Source organism: Microcoleus sp. Pol10D4, assembly GCF_036701555.1.
Taxonomy (GTDB): Bacteria; Cyanobacteriota; Cyanobacteriia; order Cyanobacteriales; family Microcoleaceae; genus Microcoleus.
Map to the genome: position 1 here is coordinate 1 of NZ_JAUBRA010000099.1, position 16,758 is coordinate 16,758.

The window sequence follows — 16,758 nt, forward strand, 5'->3', positions numbered from 1 at the left end:
TTAGGATCGCTAATTAAATAACTTACAATTTTATTTGTTATTGTGGGATGGGCGTCCCGCCCGTCCAAAAAGGACGGGCGGGACGCCCATCCCACTTTCAATAGTGGAAGTTATTTAATTCTGATTCCTTAGAGGCTCTGCCTCCCCATTCTAGAAACAACTTCAGGGTGTTTTTCTGCTCACATTACCCGCATAAAAAGCGAATTAAAAAACCTCCGCACCCTCCAACTTCTTAAAAGTTTCAACCTTAGCCCTCGCCGCTTCCCCGCAAGTCTTCGGCGTCGGAAACATCTTCCCAGGATTCGCTAAACCTTTCGGATTAAACACCTGACGCACCCACTGCATCGTCTCCAAATCAACCTCCGAAAACATATCCGGCATAAAACACTTCTTGTCAGCACCGATGCCGTGTTCCCCCGAAAGACTTCCCCCAACTTTCACGCAAAGCCTGAGAATTTCCCCGCCCAATTCTTCCACCTTTTCCAGCGCACCTTTTACCGAGTTATCGTACAGAATCAGCGGGTGCAAATTACCATCTCCCGCGTGAAATACATTCGCAATCCGATAACCGTATTTCTCGCTCAAGCCCTCAATTTCTTTCAAAACATAAGCCATTTGCGTTCGGGGAATTACGCCGTCTTGCACGTAATAATCGGGGCTCAAATGACCCGCCGCCGCAAAAGCAGCTTTCCGCCCTTTCCAAATTTTTAGGCGCGTTTCCGGGTCGCTTGCTGTCGTGATATTTCGTGCTCCGTTATGCTTGCAAATATCAGCTATCCGCTGTTTGTTTGTGGCTACTTCCACTTCTAAACCGTCGATTTCTACGAGGAGAATTGCTGCGGCATCGCGGGGATAACATCCAGTTGCAACCACATCTTCTACAGCATTGATGCTGATGTTGTCCATGATTTCCATGCCACCAGGAATAATACCAGCGCTGATAATATCGGAAACTGATTCGCCCGCAGCTTCTATACTGGAAAAATCCGCTAGGAGAACGCAAATCGATTCCGGCGCTTTGAGAATTCGCAAAGTAACTTCTGTGGCGATTCCTAAAGTGCCTTCGGAACCGACAAATACACCAGTTAAATCGTAACCGGGCATTTCGGGAATTTCGCCACCGACATCGACAATAGAACCGTCGGGAAGTACCAATTTTAATCCTAAAACGTGATTCGTTGTGACTCCGTATTTGAGGCAGTGAACCCCGCCAGAATTTTCCGCAACGTTGCCACCAATCGAACAAATAATTTGACTGGAAGGATCTGGCGCGTAGTAGAAACCAGCGCCGCTAACTGCTTGCGTTACCCAGTTATTAATTACTCCCGGTTGCACGACTACTTGCTGATTTTCTAAGTCTACTTTCAGGATTTTTCGCATTAAAGCAGTGACAATCAGCACGCAGTTTTCTACAGGCAAAGCGCCCCCGGAAAGGCCGGTTCCTGCGCCTCTAGCTACCCAGGGAATTGAGTTGCGATCGCATATTTTGACCACTTGCGCCACTTCCTCGGTAGTTCGAGGCAATACCACCAGGGCGGGGCGCTGGCGGTAGCTAGCGAGTCCGTCGCACTCATAGACAATCAATTCTTCGCGGCGCTGTACGACGCCATTTTTGCCGACTACAGCCTCGAATTCTTTAATAACGGGTTTCCAGTTGCGTTCTGTTTCTATGGCTATCATTAGTGATTTTTATTAGGGAACTATCAATAATATTGTTACAAATTTTACTAAGTTTAGCCAATTATTTTTCTAAGGGTTACAATATTGACACAGGGAAGGATCGGCAGTCTCTCGACCGTCGGGAAATAGTTTTTCTTTAGTATAACCGCAGTTTTTGCATTTATAGATTGCCGATCGCACTAGCTGAGTCGGAAAATAGCAAAGTCCGCAGGGCAATCCGATTTTCGTCTCAGCAATATCGAATCCCGGCCAACCGCACTCCGGGCAGAATTGCTTAAATTTTTTAACTAAATCGAGAGTTGCATTTTCAATGTTTTTCATCCGAGTTGGATTGTACATCGCCCGCATATCTGTTTCGATGTGAACTCGGCCGGTTGACGATTTTTTTAAGCCTGCTGTCACAGCGTCAAAAAGTTGTTTTTCTGTCCTAATGCCCTTGACAATTTCGCCGTTACCGAGCGCAGCATCGCCAACTATAACTACCAGTGCGTGATCGGGAAATCCTGCTTTTTTCGCAAAATCATCTGCTTCTTCTATACTGGAAATTAACTGGTGACTGTAGTTAGTTTCTACCGACAAAGATTCGCCGATTAGTTCTAGATTGTTGGCTAGATCTAATAAAAGTACGATTTCTCTGTTAGCAGGAATATACGGCATCATTGGGTGAGGGCCGAAAGTACCTTCGCTGGCAAAGGCAAGAGTTTCGCCCGCAATTTCTAGGGCTTTTTGTGCTTTATGGCGAGCCGCTTCTATTTGTGTTCCTAAGCGTTTAACTTCTCTGGTGAAGGTGCCGAAAGTGTCAGTGTCAAGCTCCGCAGGTACTATAATGTTTACGCCTAATTCTCGTTCCAAAACGGGAGCCATTACCCGTTCTTTTTGGTGCATGGTAGCAAGAACTGCGGTACGATCGCTCAATAATTGATTGGGATTCACAGGCTCAGAAATATTAGACATACAGCAGTATCATTTCATAACAGAAGGCTCAAATATACCCTTTGACCTAAGTTATCAATTCAGCACTCAAGCGTCAATCTTAAAAGCGATCGCTAGTTGCCTCCAGTCACCCCCCCACCTTGACCTCTGAGTACAAAAATTACTCCTGTCATAATTAGCCCCACGCCTACCAACCGCAGCGGCGGCAAAGGCTCGTGAAATATAAGTTTGCCGCCTAAAACAGTAAACAGATAACTAATTGACAGTAAAGGCGAGACTATGCTAAGGTTTGCCCGCGACAAAACTACAATAAAGCCGATCGAAGAAATTGCATACAAAGAAAGACCGCCTACAATCAACGGCTGAGTAGCCATTGCTAGAATTTTTTCTATTAAATTAGCAGCGCCAATGGGCCCTAATATTTTAGCTCCTGCCTTCAGACTAAATTGACCTGCGACGCCGCACAATATTGCAGCAAGCAATAACATAAAAACGCTTCTATTCATAAATTTACTAACCTATAGTACAATCAAAAATTGCCGTTCCCACAAACCTGAAAAACTTTAATTAAGTTTTGTTAGATTTTATTCACCACTAATATTTTAAGCAGAGATACGGGAAAATCAAGTATGGTCGATCGCGATCGAGAGTCGAACAAATATATGGCAGAGCAGACCAACCCAAACGGAGAATATACTCTAGAACTATCAATACTCATGCCTTGTCTGAACGAAGCAGAAACTTTAGAAATCTGCATCGAGAAGGCACAGAAGTCCCTGCGCGAACTTGATATTGCAGGCGAGGTCATCATAGCAGACAACGGCAGCACTGACGGTTCTCAAGCTATCGCTACCAGAATGGGAGCGAGAGTTGTGCCCGTAGCAGCCAAAGGCTACGGCAGCGCCCTGATGGGAGGCATCATTGCAGCGCGCGGAGTTTATATTATCATGGGCGATGCTGACGACAGCTACAATTTTTCCAACCTCGGCTTTTTTGTCAACAAATTGCGAGAAGGTTTCGACTTAGTAATGGGAAACCGCTTTCAAGGGGGAATCAAACCGGGTGCAATGCCGCCGCTGCACAAATATTTAGGAAATCCGGTGCTGACATGGGTTGGGCGGTTATTTTTTGCAAGTCCCGTCGGCGATTTTCACTGCGGACTCAGGGGTTTTAGGAGAGACTCAATTTTGAAACTCGACTTGCAAACGACGGGGATGGAATTTGCTAGCGAAATGGTGGTCAAGGCCTCTGTGTACAAGCTGCGGATAACTGAAATCCCAACGGTACTTTCTCCCGACGGCCGCAGCCGCCCGCCGCACTTGCGAACTTGGCGAGATGGCTGGCGGCACCTGCGATTTTTGCTGCTTTACAGTCCTCGGTGGCTGTTTTTGTATCCGGGTACTGCGCTGATGATTTGGGGTCTAATTGTTAGCATTTGGCTGTTACCCGGTACTCAAAAGATTGGGAGTATCAGCTTTGATGTACACACGCTGCTTTATGGTGCGATCGCAATTATTATCGGTTTTCAAGCAATAACTTTTGCTTTTTTCACCAAGATTTTTGCCATCAGCGAGAAATTCCTGCCAGAAGACCCCAAACTCAACAAAATATTTCGCTATGTCACCCTAGAGACAGGATTGATTGTCGGAGTCACGCTGATTTTAATCGGAATATTTGGCTCGTTCCTATCATTAACTATCTGGAGCAAAACTGCTTTCGGTTCTCTCGATCCTTCTAAAACTCTGCGTTTGGTTATTCCCTCGCTCACTTGCCTGACTGTTGGTTTGCAGATGGTTTTGTCGAGCTTTTTTCTCAGCGTGCTGGGGTTGAAGCGTAGGTAATAACATTAAATTTACTGCCAACATTCCTCAAAACTAAATTGCCATGCAGAGGAAGCTCAGGGCGATCGCACTGCAGGCAATATCGGGGCGATCGCAATGCAGGGAAAATCAGGGCCGCAGGAGCCAAATTTCAGACTATCTGGTATAATCAAACAGCCAGCTCTAATAATTTTCAATAGCTATGAACTATGAAAACTCAAGAACTTCGCCAGAATCTTAAGCAATCCATAGATCGCTTATCTCCTGAACGGCTGATCGTTGTGGCTGATTTCTTAGCTTATTTAGCAGAACGTGAAAGCAATGAAGCTACGGTGGAATTATTAAAAATTCCCGGTTTTCTTGAAGTATTTAATAAAGCCCAAAAAGATGTAGCAGCAGGTAAGGTGACTTCAGTTGAGCAACTCAAACGAAAATACTGATGAAAGTCTAAAGTTTTATTCAGTCGTTCTTAGCTTTGATGCTCAGGAGTTTTTTGAAGAAGCATCAGCTTCTTTACAACGCAAGCTAGATAGATGTTTTGAGATGTTGAAAACTGACCCTCGCAGTCATCCAAATATTAAGCAACTCAAAGGCGAATTAGCTGGATACTATCGCTATCGCGTTGGAGATTATCGGGTAGTTTGTGACATTGATGATGAGCAAAAGCGTGTGGTTGTGACTGTTATTGCTCATCGTCGTGAAGTGTATTAGGGCGCACCTTGGGAAGATAAGGGCGATCGTACATTTATTTATTCACTGCTTTTTATGTGATGTTCAACATAAGAGCGCAGCACAGCATTCATTAGAGATTGATAACCTTTTCCTTGGCTTTTAAACCAATCTAATACATCGCTATCAACTCTTAAAGAAATAGCTTGTTTTGTCAGTGGTGTTACGAGTTTTGCTTTTGCCCAAAAATTCGCATCTAATTCAGGAATATCAGAGGTATCGATCGCAGATTCTGGAATATTTTCTAATTCTTCAAGTCGTTTGCGCGAGATAGTCATAGTAGGTATTTTTTTCTTGACGAGTGGCTTTTCTTGCAGAGATGATGCGGATAGCTCCATTTCTTTCAGTATGCGCTACGGTAACGATAACGACACCTTGTATGGCACCAATACTGATTTCTCGGATTTCTCCGTAGTCGAAACGCTCATCAATGGCATTAAAAACGATTCCGTCAAAGATTTCTTGAGCTTCTTCAAAGCTAATGCCATGTTTTTTGAGGTTTTGGGCGTTTTTATTTTCATCCCATTCAAACTGCATGATAGTGTATATACAAAACGTATCTACTTATAATATAGCATAACCGGATCGTACTTTGGGAAGATAAGGGCGATCGTACTTCCCTCGATACTAAATTGCTATAATAACAATCAGCCAAAAAATCTCAACATAAAGCCTATGTCTACTTATAGCGAGGTACTGAGTCAGGCTCAAAATCTTACTCCTGACGAGCAACAGCAGCTTTTAGAAGTATTGTCAGCTTTGATGCGCGATCGGGTAACAACCCAGACTGAGGGTAGCAGTGAAAGATTGCCCAGGAAAAATTTAAAGAGATGGCGAGGTTTTTTGCCGTATCGTGTGGATGCTTTGGAATTCCAGTTGCAACTTAGAGAAGAATAGGATGATTAATAAATATCTTCTCGATACCAACATCCTGATTCATTTGTTCAATACTAAAGTTGCTATTATTTATTGATAATCCCACAGACTAGGAGATTAAGATGCAAGTCAAAGACATGACAGTTGACCAATTGCGGGACTTAATTCGGCATACCGTGGAACAGTGTTTAGAAGAATATTTGGGCGATCCTGATGCAGGTTTAGAAGTTAAGGAAGAAGTCAAGCAGAAATTGTTAGAGTCAATGAAGCGCAAACAAGCAGGAGAAAGTAGCGTGGAACCTGGGGAAGTTTATCAAAAACTTGGCATACCAAGGCTATTGAAGCATTGCTAATCGATTCTACCAAAGTTTTTACGACGATATTCTTCCTCTCTTTTATCTTGTTGTTCTTTTTGCTGTTTTAGATATTGTTCATCCATGAGCCTCAAAAATTCAATATGATCGAGCCAAGAACCGATCAAAAAAACCGACAAGTTACAGCTTTTGATAATATTTGTAGAGGAAGTAAATCCGTGGGTAACAGGATCTCCGTATTCAACCCTACTTTTTGTAGCTGATAAAACAACTTTTTTAGAAGATACTAATGTAACTGTAATACCGTTATCCCAATTCTCAATTTTTGTAGAATAAATTTCCCTATATTTGTTGTTCAGACTAATAATAACAACGTTATCTTTGTAGTAGCCTCTATCTTCCAAGTAAAATTTACCTTGGAACTCATAGTCCAAACGGTCTATTCCTGTTTCACCCCGGCGTCCAACAATAGTTTCGCAAGTATCGACGAGTCTAAGTGCCAGATCGTTCTGCCACTGGACATGAGGATTGAATATATCAACATTTTTCCATTGCTCTAATGACATTTGATTGTCTCTTGTTGTATGTGTGTATTTATGTACAATGGGTTAAAGTCAAATTACTCAAGCAAGCATTTACGGTGGCGAATCAGTATCAATAGAGGTTTGTTGCTTGCAGTCATAGCATTTGTAAATTACCCTTTCAGTGTACTGATTGATCTTTCTTGAACCGACAAATCCCAATTTTGGTACTCCCGCAGCGATCGCCCCCTGCACCCTCTCCCTTTCTTTCCAATAGCGTATAGTAGATTCGAGAGAGCGATCCCATCCCGTTAGATATACGCTATAATTAAGTATTTAAGCCTTGCAATTATTAGCCAACTTAGATATCAAATATAGGTTACGCCTATCGATATCTGAATCATTTAATAACTCATTTTCTCTAACTTCGTCATAATCAGCCGGGATATTAATAACACAAGAAGCAACAGCCCGATGTACACCATCGATTACAACCAGCAAATTATCTTTAGTTCTCCGAACTTTAATAGACGGAAAACAGTAACTTTTCTTACTCATTAGGTGCTGAACCATTTCCTTGACTTTCCTAGAATCAACATCATGAATGGCAAGCATATTGCCAGTATGGGTTTTAGGCATATTACCTCTTGATTGGTTTCCGTAATGCTGAGTATGGTATGGTAATTAGTCTGACAATATCGGAATTATCGGGACTTACTTCATACACCCGATCGCAAATTTCCGAAATATCAACTGGGCTGATGTAGCATGGTCAAGTCCAGTGCAACCAACCTTTGCTAAAAAAATCATACAATGACCACTTTGCCCGATCGCTTACTTGACCGTATTATAAAAAGTTATAAAAAGTTAGATAATGTTATCTAAAATATTAGAAAAAATAAGTTAAAATCAGTAAAAATTACCCCAAACGCGATCTATGGAGCTTAATGAAGTCTTAAGATTTGCCGACGAAAAAGTTTTTTCTAAAACAGGGAAGCACTTAGACGACCTGCAAGAGACTATATTAAAAGAAGTATGTCAAGGTCGGAAATATGCAAAGATAGCGCAAGACTGCGATCGCAGCGAGGGTTATGTTAGGGTTGCTGCTTATGAACTATGGAAGATACTATCAGATGTCTTCGAGGAAGATGTTAGTAGAGTAAATGTTAAAGCGATACTGGAAAGGGCAAAGTTTTACACTAATTTTTCACCAACAACTATCGGAAGCGAAAATGTAACAGTTAATAATCATGTAAACTTTTGTCAAAGAAAGGTGCGATCGCCCTCCTCTCCCCAAAACCCCCAACAAACCCCAACCCAACCCCACATAGACTTAGGTGACGCACCGGAAATATTCACCTTTTTCGATCGCACTTCCGAACTCTCCACCCTCGAAAACTGGATAACACAGGAACACACACGCCTGATCGCACTCCTCGGAATCAGCGGCATCGGCAAAACAACCCTCTCCCTAAGCCTGATCGATCGCATCAAAACCCAATTCGATTACGTCATCTATCGCAGCCTCCGCTTTTCCCCAACCCTAGACGCAACCCTCACCAACCTGCTGCAAATCTTCTCCCAACAATCAGAAATTCCCCAAAGCATCGAAACCAAAATTTCCCAAATCCTCGATTACCTGCGAAAATACCGATGTCTGATTGTCCTCGATGATGTACAGATGCTTTGGGGCAGCGGACAACTAGCGGGACAATATAAAACTGGATATGAAGATTATCAGTTATTTTTTAAACTAATTGCCGAAGTTTGTCATCAAAGTTGTTTGATATTGAATAGTTGGGAAAAACCCAGAGAAATTGCCAGATTATCAAAAGATAATCATCCCGTGCGATGTTTTGTATTGGGAAGTTTAGGAGTCGCAGCTAAAGAGATTTTGAACTCACAAAAGTTATCCGATCAGGAAACATGGGAAACTTTGATTGATATTTATCAAGGCAATCCTCTGTGGTTGGAGTTCACTGCAACGCTGATTCAAGAGTTGTTCGGGGGGAGAGTTGCGGAGTTTTTGCAGTGCGAAATGCCGATTTTAGATGAAGGGTTGCAATCTCAGTTATCTCAACCTTTTGGGCGTTTGACTGCGGCAGAATTGGCAGTTATGGTTCACCTAGCTAATCAACCTGAACCCGTTGCTGTGTCGCAAATTTTCAACAAAATACCATTTTCGCCGTCAGAAATAGTCAATGCAGTGCGATCTCTTGGAAATCGGTTTTTATTGGATACGCAGGAACAGGAACAGATAACTTTGTTTAGTTTGAATTCAGTGGTGAAACAGTATGTAAAAACTCAGACGTAGGGAAACGGCAGTGCCGTTTCCGTATCCCTAGGACACGGCACTGCCGTTTCCCTACCGTTTTACTGTATCGGACAGGTACGATCGCACTTTACCAAATCGACTCAAGATTCAAAATAAATCCGGGGAGAACATCTTCACCTGATACAGTGGCTGGAGATTGTAAAACTTCAACTTCTTGATTCGGACGATAAATCTCCACTTGTCGCGATTTGCGGTTAATTAACCAACCCAAAATCGCACCGTTGTCTCGATACTCTTTCATCTTATCCTGAGTTTCTTTCAAAGAATCGCTGGGAGACATTAACTCGACGACAAAATCTGGACAAATGGGCGGAAATTTCTTTTGTTGTTCGGGAGTTAGTGCATCCCAACGTTCTAGCTTTACCCAACAAGCATCAGGCGCTCTATTTGCACCATTGGGAAGTTTAAAACCGCCAGAGGAATCAAAAACTTTACCCAGTTTATTTCGCTGATTCCAAATCCAAATTTGTGCAGTTAATCCTGCATTGCTGTTGCTAGTTTCTCCTCCTGCTGGTGACATGATAATTAATTCTCCCTTAGCTGTGCGTTCCAATCTAATATTTTCATTCTCCTGACAGAGTTGGAAAAACTGCTCGTCTGTCAGCTTGATAATTGGGTTGAGGTTGAGGGTGAGGGTAGTCATAGCGGTATTTTATCGCGGCTAAACGACCTTTATTGGCGATTGTAGCATATCGAGTGAGTTGCGAGGGCGATCGCTTCCTACTCATCAAAACCCTCCCAAAAATATAAGGACACAGCATTGCTGTGTCCCTACAGATTAAAGGCTATCGTCCGAAATTCGGAGGTTTATTCTACCCCCTCTATCCGGTCTTCCACCTCCTGATAAAGTTCACGCAGACGATCCAAATTGTTCTCCGAAGTTTCCCAATAACCCCGGCCATTCACCTCAAGCAAAGTGCTGACAATCTTGCGGAAAGAATGAGGATTTAAGTTAAGCAAACGCTTCTGCATCTCCTCATCTTGGATAAACGTAGTGTTGACATCCTCATACACCCAATTATCCACAGCGCCCGCAGTCGCACTCCATCCAGTCGTATTCACCAGACGCTTAGAAATCTCCCGCACGCCTTCATAACCGTGCGACAACATCCCTTCGTACCACTTCGGATTCAGCAGCTTAGTCCGCGAATCTAAACGCACGGTTTCTGATAGCGTCCGCACCTGCGCGTTGGCTGTAGTTGTATCAGCAACAAATGATGCCGGTTTCTTCCCATCTGCGCGCAAACTGCCGATCAATTTAGTCGGGTCGGAGTCGAAATAGTGCGACACGTCGGTTAGGGAAATCTCCGCAGAATCCAAGTTCTGGAAGGTGACTTCCGCAGTTTTCAAGGATGATTCAAAAATCTTCCGGTCTTGTTCCATTGTTCCGGGATTGTCGGAAGAAAAGGCGAAGGATTTGCGGGTTAAGTACATTTCCTGCAACTCGGCTTCGCTTTCCCAAGTGCTGTTTTCCACCGCCAAGTTGACGTTAGATGAATAGGAACCAGAGGCATTAGAAAATACCCGGGTTGCTGCTTGTCGCAGGTTAATTCCCATTTCTTCCGCTTGCTTCAGGGCGTGTTTGCGGACGAAGTTCATCTCTAACGGTTCGTCGGCTTCCGCTGCCATTTTCACGGCTTTATCTAACAAATTCATTTGGTTGATGAACAAGTCGCGGAATACGCCGGAACAGTTAATTACTACGTCGATCCGAGGGCGTCCCAACTCTTCTAAAGAAAGCAATTCGAGTTTGTTTACCCGGCCCAAAGCGTCGGGAACTGGCTTCACTCCCACCATCCACATTACTTGGGCGAGGGATTCGCCGTAAGTCTTGATGTTGTCGGTTCCCCACAAGACAACGGCGATGGTTTCTGGGTAATTTCCGCCGTTATCAACGCGCTGTCTTTCTAATAGCCGATCGACTACAACCTTAGCAGACTTGATCGCCCCTGTGGTGGGGATTGACTGCGGGTCCAAAGCGTGCATATTCTTCCCAGTCGGCAAAACATCCGGGTTGCGAATCGGATCGCCGCCTGGGCCAGGGATAATGTATTCGCCTTCTAGGGCGCGCAATAATGCGCCCAATTCGTTATCGGCGCAAACTTGCTGCAAGCAGAATTCTAGATACTCAAACAGCGGTTTAATCAGTTCTGGATCGACCTTTTTGTAACCCGCTGCGTGTAAGGATTCAATCCAAGGTGTTTTCTTGCCCATGTTGAAGAAATTCAACTTGGAAACCAGGGAAACTCGACCCTCAGCATCGGTTTGTTCCTTCACCAAAGCGCCAACAGCATCCCGACAGGCTAAGGTGATGTTTTGTAACAATTCAACATCTGCTAAAATGCCTTTGTCGTTGTTGGTGTAGATATCGTCAATATTGCGATCGAGACTTTGAGCAATAATCCGCGACAAACTGATTAATCCGTCTTCTTCCCGGTCTAAATTGGCAATGTTAACCAAAGTTGCGATCGCCTCTTCAGCAGTCGGCGGCTTACCGATCACGTGCAAACCGCAAGGTAACAACCGCGACTCAATCTCCATCAACTTGCGGTAAACCAAGCCAACTAAATTATCCCGTTCCTCGGCAGTCATATCCGCAGCAACCCCTCGTTCTTGTTCGGGAGGTAACGCGATATCCTTATCCAAATTTACCAAACGGCATTTTTCGACGATCGCATCCACAATCGGCACACCGCGCCCAGTCTCTTTCAAAGTTTGATAAGAAGCAATTAACTCGCTGAGTTCCTGCAAACCTTTGTACAACCCAGCATTTTCAGCCGGAGGAGTCAGATAACTGATTGTTTCAGCATAACTGCGGCGCTTAGCAATTGTTGCCTCACTAGGATTATTAGCAGCGTAATAATAGAGGTTAGGAATCTTGCCGATCAAACTGTCAGGATAACAATCGACAGACATTCCCATCTGCTTACCGGGCATGAATTCCAGGGAACCGTGAGTGCCAAAGTGCAGCACCGCATCCGCACCCCAAATGCGCTCCAAATATGTATAGTAAGCAGCAAAACCGTGGTGGGGACTGGCAGAACGAGAGAATAACAACCGCATCGGATCGCCTTCGTATCCAAAAGTAGGTTGCACTCCGATAAACACATTGCCAAAATGTTTGCCAAAAATCAGCAAATTTTGTCCGTCGCTGTTCAAATGTCCCGGAGGTGGCCCCCAATTTTCTTGCAACCTTTCCGAATAAGGAGTGAATTCTTCGTATTCAGCTACGGACATCCGGTAAGCAATATTTAATTCGGGACTTTGGTATTGGGCTGTTGCGTCATGAATGACTTCTTGCATCAGTTTTTCGGCGGAATCCGGTAATTCTGGCAAGTCGTAACCGTTACCTTTTAAGGCTTTCAATACTTCGTAAATCGAGCCGAAAACGTCCAAGTAAGCGGCTGTTCCGACGTTGCCTTTATCAGGAGGAAAACTGAAAACTGTGATCGCAACTTTTTTATCTAATTTGGGTTTGCGGCGCAGCATTGCCCATTTCATAGCGCGCTGGGAAATTGCTTCGATTCTATCTTGCAGGGCGATCGCCTTGCCAGTTGCGCCATCACGTCCCGACACAATAATCGGTTCGATCGCACCATCCAACTCAGGAATCGCAACTTGCAACGCAACTTGAATCGGGTGCAAGCCTAAATCGCTATCTTCCCATTCTTCTGTCGTTTGGAAAACCAGCGGCAAAGCCACCATGTAAGGGCAATTTAATTTTTTCAAAGATTCGATCGCCTTCGGGTGATCTTGTTTCGCCGGGCCGCCCACCAAAGCAAAACCAGTCAGAGAAACCACCGCATCAACAATCGGCAGAGGTGTCACACCTTTTGCCCCGACTTCCAAGAAAAAAGTCTCCACAGGTTTAGAGAAGTCCAAACCGCCGGCAAAAATCGGCACCACCCGCGCCCCCATTGCCTCCAATTCCTGCACCATTGCTACATAGTGCGCGTCATCTCCCGTGACTAAGTGAGTGCGTTGCAACACTAAACCAATGCAAGGTGCGAGGGGATCTTTGAGATCCGCAGAAATATCTGTACGGGCATTAAACCAAGTCAGATATGCTTTTACATCTTCAAACATCGACGATGCCAAAGGATGCCAAATTCCCATGTCTGGGTAGACAACAGGTTCTTGGAAAGTCGGCTGTGACTGGCCTTTGAAGACATATTTATGTGACAGCATCAGCAAGAAGTTTTCCAAGTTTTCTTGGGAACCGCCCAGCCAATACTGGAAACTCAGCATGAAGTTGCGCGCATCTTGGGCTTTGTCGATCGGCAAATATTTCAGCACTTTCGGCAAAGTTTGCAGCAGTTTCAGCATTCCGTCTTGGAAGGAACTCCCGGATTTTTCCTTCCGTTTTTTCATGAATTCGCCGATCGCACTTTTGCTTTGTCCCAACTGTGCCATCGAGAAACTGCCCATTTTATTGAGTCGCATCACCCCTGGCATCGACGGGAAGACGACGGCGACATCCAAGCTGTCGCGCAGCGGTTCCACCGCCGATACCACTTTTTCTGCCAAATCTTCGATGAAAATTAGAGAAGCAATAAATACATTGGCATCCGCCACATCCCGCTTGAAGGCTTCGTAATTTTCCGGGCTGCGGAGTTCCTCGATCAGGTAGCCACTGATTTCTATTGCCAAATTCGGATTTTTCTGGTTTATCGATCGAACCGCTGCCGACAGGGCGCTTTGATACTGCGGTTCCAGTACGACATAGACCACCTTCATGAGCGATCGCCCTTGCAAGTTTTCCGGCACGACGTGGCGAATGGTGGGCTTGACGTGAGTGAACATCCGGTTAGGCTCCTTTAAGATGCTGTTTTCGCGAATCGGGAATTTTTTTATCCCATAAGCATTTTTACCAGAAAACGCTTGCCATTAGGCGATTTGAGCCTGCACATGACACAATTCGACAAATTTAGGTCAACTTTTCGTTACATTTTTTTATAAATTCCTTGAGCAAATACTCCATATTTTATTTACATAAATTTACTTGACAAAATATATATTTTGTGCATACGATTAATGGATTGGATAAAAATAATTAAAAATTAACCAACGAGTAAGAAAGAAATCCTGAAAAAAGTTCCAAGTTTTGTAGAATTGATAAAACTGGCGATCGCTCAATTAACTGAGGGGAAAAAGGCATAATTTCGGAAGGCAGAATCGAGCCTTCGATAATTGCTGAGTCACAAAAATTGATATTTTACCAGGAACTTAAAACCATTTCATAAAGTCTGTTTTGTGTAAATTCCTGATCGGCGATCGAGTTCATGGAAAACTAATTGCTATAGAATCTCAAACTCATCAAAACTTTAGGGGGAAAACATGGCTAACTACGCAATTTTCGACGAACAATTCTACCTCGCCTCATATCCTTGGGTCAAACCAGCCATTGACGCAGGAGTCATCTCATCTGGGAGAGAGCACTTTGAAAAATTTGGGCGAGAAGGCGGTCTAACTAAAGTATCGCGTTATTTTGACGAAAATGCTTACCTTGCTGGGAATCCAGACCTCGCACCCTTCGTCCGTACAGTCAACCCAAACGCACCTTTTGCGACAGGCCTCGATCACTTTATCCAGTTCGGTTACGATGAAGGACAGCGCCGCACCCAAGTATCACCCGAATACAACGAAAGCTTTTATTTAGCAAACAACTCTGAACTTCAACCGTTTATTCAAAACGGAACTTTCAAATCCGGCTTCGACCATTTCATTCAATTCGGGTCCAAAGAAGGTCGGTTTGGGACTTCATTTTTTGAGCCGGAATACTTAAAAGAAAATCCCGACATCGTGCCGTTTGTCAACTCTGGAAACTTGAGAACCGGCCGCGAACACTTCTTCAATTTTGGACAATTTGAGCCGGCCCGCGACGCGACTTTTGTCGGCACCCGTACCAACGATGTTTTAACTGGTGTTGGCGTGGGCGATGTCGAACTTGTGGGAGTGGAAGTAGGAATAGATCCCCAAGGCAACCGGCAATATGAAAGCTTTGGCACCAATGAATTCGATGTCCTAATTGGTGCACCAGGAACTAATACATTTGTACTCGGAGTTCCTCCTACAGCCGGGAATGTCACCCCGACACCGCTGTATTTGGGTAACGGTCAAGCTACGATTCGCAACTTCGACATCGAAAGCGATTTTATCCAACTGCAAGGAACTTCTTTAAACGGCTACAGCCTGACTCCGGTTGGCAACAATTTGTCAATCCAGCGTTTTGGAGATGTGCTCGGCGTGATTGAAGGAGGAGCAACCTTGGGTTTGACTTTCCAAGAATCTAATGGTAACGGTACTTTCTTGATTGGATAGTCATTGGTCATTGGTCATTAGTCATTAGTCATTGGTCATTAGTCATTAGTCATTAGTCATTAGTCATTAGTCATTAGCTAATGCTGATGATTAATGATTTTTTATTGGTGGTGGGCGATGGTTCTATAAAAAAGTACGATCGTACTTTACATTATTAAAACAGCAACGATGAATTACGATATTTTCGACGAACAATACTACCTTTCGCAATATCCGTGGCTGAAACCGGCCATTGATGCAGGAATCATCAAATCTGGAAGAGAACACTTTGAAAAATTTGGTCAAGCAGCCGGCCTCACCAAAATATCGCGGTATTTTGACGAAGATACTTACCTTGAGGGAAATCCAGACCTCCAACCCTTTGTCCGCACTCCTAGCAATCCAAACGCTCCTTTTGCTACAGGCTTAGATCACTTTATTCAGTTCGGTTACGATGAAGGAACTCGCCACACCCAAGTATCGCCTGAGTACAACGAAAATTTTTATTTAGCAAATAATTCAGACCTTCGTCCTTTCGTTCTGAACGGAACTTTCAAATCTGGATACCAGCATTTCATTCAATTCGGCGTCAAAGAAGGTCGGTTTGGGACTTCTTTTTTTGAACCCGAATACTTAAAGAAAAACCCTGACATTGTACCCTTTGTCAACTCTGGAGCCTTGAGAACGGGCCGGGAACACTACTTCAATTTTGGTAAAAATGAGCCAAGCCGGTCTGCTACTTTTGTCGGAACTTCCGGCAACGATGTTATCACAGGTATTGGCGTGGGGAATACGGAACTGATTGGAGTGGATGTAGGTATCGATCCCCGAGGCAATCGGCAGTTTGAAAGCTCTGGACTCAATGAGTTTGATGTCTTGATTGGTGGCCCGGGAGTTGATACATTCGTACTCACACCTCCTCTTCCTACAGGCGGGAATTTCAGCTCGTTCCCGCTCTATTTGGGTAACGGTGAAGCTACTATTCGGAACTTCAAAGCAGGACAGGACTTGATTCTACTGCAAGGAACTTCTTTAACCAGCTACGACTTGATTCCCATTGGCAACAATTTATCAATCGAGGCTTTTGAATTTGTGCTCGGCGTGATTGAAGGAGGAGCTAGTTTGAATTTGAGCTTCCAACAATCTAACGGTAACGGTACTTTCTTGATTGGATAGTCATTGGTCATTAGTCATTAGTCATTAGTCATTAGTCATTAGTCATTAGTCATTAGTCATTAGTCATTAGTCAT

Annotated in this window: 17 protein-coding genes; 8 read left to right on the forward strand and 9 right to left on the reverse strand. The window is 44.1% G+C overall.

Annotated features, from left to right (window positions below; all coding sequences use genetic code 11):
* Positions 1-204: 204 nt before the first annotated feature.
* The 3 genes from glcD to QUA36_RS28940 form a co-directional block, all read right to left on the reverse strand.
* A complete protein-coding gene (glcD, locus tag QUA36_RS28930) occupies positions 205-1,680 on the reverse strand; it encodes a glycolate oxidase subunit GlcD (protein WP_333459897.1) in 1,476 nt (491 codons plus the stop codon).
* Between the two features lie 69 nt (positions 1,681-1,749).
* Positions 1,750-2,634 (reverse strand): DUF6671 family protein, encoded by an 885-nt coding sequence (locus QUA36_RS28935; protein ID WP_333459898.1) that lies wholly within the window; start codon positions 2,632-2,634, stop codon positions 1,750-1,752.
* 92 nt (positions 2,635-2,726) lie between these two features.
* Positions 2,727-3,119, reverse strand: a complete 393-nt coding sequence (locus QUA36_RS28940; protein ID WP_333459899.1) for a transporter — start codon at positions 3,117-3,119, stop codon at positions 2,727-2,729.
* Between the two features lie 123 nt (positions 3,120-3,242).
* Between QUA36_RS28940 and QUA36_RS28945 the strand changes: the two genes are divergently transcribed.
* From QUA36_RS28945 to QUA36_RS28955, 3 genes are all read left to right on the forward strand, one after another.
* Positions 3,243-4,454, forward strand: a complete 1,212-nt coding sequence (locus tag QUA36_RS28945) for a glycosyltransferase family 2 protein (protein WP_333371573.1) — start codon at positions 3,243-3,245, stop codon at positions 4,452-4,454.
* A 188-nt stretch (positions 4,455-4,642) separates the two neighbouring features.
* Positions 4,643-4,873, forward strand: coding sequence for a hypothetical protein (locus QUA36_RS28950; protein WP_333314250.1), 231 nt, complete (start codon positions 4,643-4,645; stop codon positions 4,871-4,873).
* Positions 4,848-5,144, forward strand: a complete 297-nt coding sequence (locus QUA36_RS28955) for a type II toxin-antitoxin system RelE/ParE family toxin (RefSeq protein ID WP_333454791.1) — start codon at positions 4,848-4,850, stop codon at positions 5,142-5,144. The genes QUA36_RS28950 and QUA36_RS28955 overlap by 26 nt, the downstream gene beginning before the upstream one ends.
* 38 nt (positions 5,145-5,182) lie before the next feature.
* Here the strand turns inward: QUA36_RS28955 and QUA36_RS28960 are convergent, their stop codons facing one another.
* Both QUA36_RS28960 and QUA36_RS28965 read right to left on the reverse strand, forming a co-directional pair.
* The gene (locus tag QUA36_RS28960; protein WP_333166088.1) at positions 5,183-5,440 is read right to left on the reverse strand and encodes a BrnA antitoxin family protein; all 258 of its coding nucleotides are present in this window, start codon (positions 5,438-5,440) and stop codon (positions 5,183-5,185) included.
* Positions 5,415-5,699, reverse strand: coding sequence for a BrnT family toxin (locus QUA36_RS28965; RefSeq protein WP_332945908.1), 285 nt, complete (start codon positions 5,697-5,699; stop codon positions 5,415-5,417). The genes QUA36_RS28960 and QUA36_RS28965 overlap by 26 nt, the downstream gene beginning before the upstream one ends.
* A gap of 138 nt (positions 5,700-5,837) precedes the next feature.
* Between QUA36_RS28965 and QUA36_RS28970 the strand changes: the two genes are divergently transcribed.
* Both QUA36_RS28970 and QUA36_RS28975 read left to right on the forward strand, forming a co-directional pair.
* Positions 5,838-6,059 (forward strand): hypothetical protein, encoded by a 222-nt coding sequence (locus QUA36_RS28970; protein ID WP_333371571.1) that lies wholly within the window; start codon positions 5,838-5,840, stop codon positions 6,057-6,059.
* 101 nt (positions 6,060-6,160) lie between these two features.
* Positions 6,161-6,391, forward strand: a complete 231-nt coding sequence (locus tag QUA36_RS28975) for a hypothetical protein (protein WP_333459900.1) — start codon at positions 6,161-6,163, stop codon at positions 6,389-6,391.
* On the opposite strand, the gene QUA36_RS28980 is transcribed toward QUA36_RS28975, so the two are convergent.
* Positions 6,388-6,918 carry a hypothetical protein gene (locus QUA36_RS28980; RefSeq protein WP_333243927.1) on the reverse strand — a complete coding sequence of 177 codons (531 nt, stop codon included), beginning with the start codon at positions 6,916-6,918 and terminating at the stop codon, positions 6,388-6,390. The two genes, QUA36_RS28975 and QUA36_RS28980, sit on opposite strands and share 4 nt — an antisense overlap.
* A gap of 291 nt (positions 6,919-7,209) precedes the next feature.
* Positions 7,210-7,512 (reverse strand): hypothetical protein, encoded by a 303-nt coding sequence (locus tag QUA36_RS28985; RefSeq protein WP_333243924.1) that lies wholly within the window; start codon positions 7,510-7,512, stop codon positions 7,210-7,212.
* A gap of 298 nt (positions 7,513-7,810) precedes the next feature.
* Between QUA36_RS28985 and QUA36_RS28990 the strand changes: the two genes are divergently transcribed.
* Positions 7,811-9,187 carry an ATP-binding protein gene (locus QUA36_RS28990; protein ID WP_333459901.1) on the forward strand — a complete coding sequence of 459 codons (1,377 nt, stop codon included), beginning with the start codon at positions 7,811-7,813 and terminating at the stop codon, positions 9,185-9,187.
* 88 nt (positions 9,188-9,275) lie between these two features.
* Here the strand turns inward: QUA36_RS28990 and QUA36_RS28995 are convergent, their stop codons facing one another.
* Positions 9,276-9,851, reverse strand: coding sequence for a Uma2 family endonuclease (locus tag QUA36_RS28995; protein ID WP_333459902.1), 576 nt, complete (start codon positions 9,849-9,851; stop codon positions 9,276-9,278).
* 164 nt (positions 9,852-10,015) lie between these two features.
* On the reverse strand, positions 10,016-14,011 hold the full coding sequence (locus QUA36_RS29000; protein ID WP_333210071.1) for a magnesium chelatase subunit H: 3,996 nt from the start codon (positions 14,009-14,011) through the stop codon (positions 10,016-10,018).
* A 534-nt stretch (positions 14,012-14,545) separates the two neighbouring features.
* Between QUA36_RS29000 and QUA36_RS29005 the strand changes: the two genes are divergently transcribed.
* Both QUA36_RS29005 and QUA36_RS29010 read left to right on the forward strand, forming a co-directional pair.
* On the forward strand, positions 14,546-15,529 hold the full coding sequence (locus QUA36_RS29005; RefSeq protein ID WP_333459903.1) for a calcium-binding protein: 984 nt from the start codon (positions 14,546-14,548) through the stop codon (positions 15,527-15,529).
* 168 nt (positions 15,530-15,697) lie between these two features.
* Entirely contained in the window at positions 15,698-16,684 is a 987-nt protein-coding gene (locus tag QUA36_RS29010; protein WP_333459904.1) for a calcium-binding protein, read from the forward strand.
* Positions 16,685-16,758: the final 74 nt, after the last annotated feature.